Origin of the sequence: Protofrankia sp. CiT1, assembly GCF_917627335.1 — a bacterium.
Lineage (GTDB): Bacteria > Actinomycetota > Actinomycetes > Frankiales > Frankiaceae > Protofrankia.
Map to the genome: position 1 here is coordinate 42,746 of NZ_CAKJTP010000003.1, position 3,562 is coordinate 46,307.

Annotated in this window: 3 protein-coding genes; all 3 read right to left on the bottom strand. The window is 70.6% G+C overall.

Annotation, left to right across the window (positions count from 1 at the left end):
• Positions 1–340: 340 nt before the first annotated feature.
• The gene (locus MJ785_RS01175) at positions 341–772 is read right to left on the bottom strand and encodes a DUF5130 family protein (RefSeq protein ID WP_239379913.1); all 432 of its coding nucleotides are present in this window, start codon (positions 770–772) and stop codon (positions 341–343) included.
• Positions 759–1,121, bottom strand: a complete 363-nt coding sequence (locus tag MJ785_RS01180) for a hypothetical protein (RefSeq protein WP_239310917.1) — start codon at positions 1,119–1,121, stop codon at positions 759–761. Before MJ785_RS01180 ends, MJ785_RS01175 begins: the two co-directional genes overlap by 14 nt.
• A gap of 119 nt (positions 1,122–1,240) precedes the next feature.
• Positions 1,241–3,562 (bottom strand): 4-alpha-glucanotransferase (gene malQ / locus MJ785_RS01185; protein ID WP_370652837.1); only part of this gene is annotated, 2,322 nt, incomplete at its 5' end.

Sequence of the window (3,562 nt, forward strand, 5' to 3'; positions counted from 1 at the left end):
CGTTCCCGAATCCTGGCAATTGCCGTGTACCGGACCCGACAAACTTCGCCTATCTGAACGAGATGCTCTCTCAGAACGACCGGCAATAGGGGTGTGGATCAAGGAGCGGGGTTGGGGTGCTGCATCACGCGGCGGAGGAGGGAGCCACCCTGGTGTTGGGCGTCGACCGACAACAACGCCGCGAGCTGTGTGACCCAGCCACGCCGACGCCACGTTCCCATTGCCGGTCGCTCTCAAGCAATCAGAGTTCCACCAACGGCCCAGGGACTTTGACCTCTGGGCGACACGCCAGAACCACGATCGCATCGCCTTTGGCCCGCCAGACGTTGGACGGACGCTCTCAGCGGGCCCCGCTCGTCGACCCGGTCGGCACGTCAACAGCCGCGGTGGACCCACCGGACGCCGACGGGCCGGCCACGTCCGCCAGCTGACGGAGTCCGTTGACGATCCCACCGACGATGTCACCGAGCGCGAAACTGGAGATCATCGTGAGAACCGTGAGCCCGGCGGCCTGATCGGAGACGCGGCTCTTGGCCGCCTGTGTCGTCATGATGCGGGCGAAGCGCTGACCGGGCGAAACCAGCAGCAGAACGGCGGAGTCGCGCGTGGCGTCCACCAGGTTGGCCAATGCCCGCTCAGCGAAAAGATCGGCGTTGCCGTCGACCGTACCCACCCGGACGGTGAACCGGATGCCGGTCTGGGCCTCCGCTGCCGCCTGGGCTCGGCCGAGCCGGTCAAGCTGGTCATGAGTGAACGCATCACCAGGTGCCACTGGCACCACCCGAGCCAGGGGCCGCCACGTGCGGACGCTCATCCTCGGCGACAGCGGGAGGAGCGCCGATCCACACCTCCGGGTGCGGCCACGGGCCTCCCGGACGGTAACGGGACGGGCCGCTGCCCCGGCTTGACAGCACCGTCAGGATGATCGCGACAGCGAACCCGACGGCGATCGTCCCACCGTAGACGATCCAGGCCTCGAGCGGCGTGAGCGGGTCGGGGCTGTAACTGTCTCCGATGTCCTGCGCGAACGCGGCACCGGAAAGCGCCGGGATCGTAAGGAAAGCGAGTGCCGCTACGGTAAGAGCACGGCGAGCGGTGTGCCGTAGACGTCGACGAGTCACGTTGCGAAGGTTACCGGGTGATTGACCCAAGGTCGTCCGAGAGGCCTTCCTCCCGCGGTGGCGTGGGCCCGTGCGCCCCCGGAGGGGCGAACCCACGCCTGTCCTTTCACCCGCTGTCGTCACCCGCTGTCGGCCTGGTCACGGACACAGGCGAGCAGCCGCGCAAGCCGCTGTACCTGTGGGTCCACCCGTAACCGCTCGATGGTTACGGGCCGGCCGTCAGCGTCGGTGGCCGCAAGCCGCCAGTTCGGATAGGAGTCCACCGTGCCGGGCAGGTTCGGCTGGCGCAGGTCACCGACGGCGTCGCCGGGTGCCGCCAGCACGATCCGCGACTGTGACCGGGCGAGCAGACCGTGTAGAGCGAAGGCGATCTCACGGGTCACCGCAAGGTCCGACGTGGCGCCGCCAGAGCCGCCAGAGCCGCCAGAGCCGCCAGAGCCGCCGGTGCCGCCGGCCAGGCCGGGGGCGGACGCCGCCGACGCGGCCAGGTCGAGCGTGGCAAGATCCGCAGCGAGCAGCCCCTCGCCCCGCAGCAACGCGATCAACGCGTCCCGTTCCCGCCGCCAGGCGGCGAGTTCAGCCTCCCGCGACTGTCGCAGCAGGCCGCGGTCGGCGCGTACCCGCACATGCTCGCCGGTAAGGTAGCCGGCGACGGTAGGAAGATCATGAGTGGTAACGCTCGCCATCGCCGGTTCCCGCCACCTGCGCGGCGCGAGCGGGTCACCATGCGCGTCGCGTTCGAACCACGCGACAGTCGACCCGAGCACACCGGCCCGGTCCAGCGTCGCCGCCACCGAGGATTCGACCGTGCCCAGGTCCTCACCGACGACGAGCGCACCGGCCCGGCTCGCTTCCAGCGCGATGAGCCCGAGCATGGCCTCGGCGTCATAGCGGACATATGTACCGGCCGAGGCCGGGTTACCAGCCGGGATCCACCACAGCCGGAACAGCCCCAGGACATGGTCAATCCGCAGGCCACCGCCTCGACGGAGCACAGCGGCAACCAGCTGCCGAAACGGCGCGTAGCCGGACTCGGCCAGCCGGTCGGGCCGCCACGGCGGCAGCTGCCAGTCCTGGCCCTGCTGGCTGAACCCATCCGGAGGCGCGCCGATGGTCGCGCCGGTCGCGAAGACGTCCTGGCAGGCCCAGACATCCGCACCACCGGGATCAACGCCAACAGCAAGATCGTGAACGATACCGATGGTCATCCCAGCATGACGGGCAGCAGTCTGCGCGGCCATGAGCTGGGCATCACAGCACCGTTGCAACCAGCGGTGGAAGGCGATCCGTGCCCGCAGTTCAATCCGGGCCTCGGCCACCGCGGACCCGGCCGGGTCGTGGAGGTCCGCCGGCCAGCGCCGCCAGTCCCGGCCGTGCCGTTCCGCAAGGGCGCACCAGGTGGCGAAGTCGATGAGACCCTCCTCGCCTGCCCGGTCGGTGTCCACCCAGGCGCTGTCCGAGTCGCTGTCCGAGTCGCTGTCCGGGTCCCTGCCCCGCTCGGCCGCGACGGTGAACAGCAGCTCCAGCGCGGCGCTCTTGGCCCGCCACACCGCGTCCCGGTCAAGCAGATCGGGATCAGCCTCCGTGCGGGCAGCGGCGGCGAGCTGATCGACCCGCGCCCGGGTAGCGGCGTCCGCCAGCTGATATTCAGGCAGGTCCTCGGGACGCAGATACAGCGCCGAGGCGAACCTCCGGCTGGTCGGGTAGTACGGGGACGGCTCGACCGGAACCGTCGGCGCGACCGCGTGCACCGGGTTGACCAGCACAACGTCGGCGCGCCGGCCGTCAGCCGACCCGGACCACTCGGCGATCGCGGCGAGGTCGCCGTAGTCGCCCATCCCCCAGGAAGCCGCCGACCGCAGCGCGTACAGCTGGATCATCCATCCCCAGCCGCGGGCGTGGGCCGCGCCCGCTGGAGCGGGAAGCGCGTCCGGCACGACGACGACCTTCGTCGCGATCAGGGTCGTGCCGACCGCGATCCGCAACAAATGATCACCGAATGGCAGCCCGGCGGGCAGGTTCAGCGGGAGGCCGAGCATGGCCACACCATCGACCGTGCGCCGTTCGACCGCCTCGCCCCAGTCCGTCAGCTGACGTTTCCCGCCGCCTTCAAGGGCCAGCTCGGCGCTGCGGACCGAGCCGGCTGGCACCCGTAGGACGACCGGTGTGGCCGCGGAGCGCCGCACCACCACACAGGCGGGCAACGGACGCCGCCACAGCGCGTCGCGCGCCTGGGCAAGGGCCGTCGCCGGATTCGCGACGTCGACGTTGAGCAGCCCGAGCACGGTCCGCACGACGTCCGGCGCGACGGTGACCTCCTGGCCGTCCGCGTCGATGTAACGGGTAGCGACGCCATGCGCCTCCGCCAGCTGGGCGAGCACCTCATCGACCGGGCCGAAGCCGATCGTGGAGCCCGCGGCGGCGGGGCCCGCGGCGGCGGG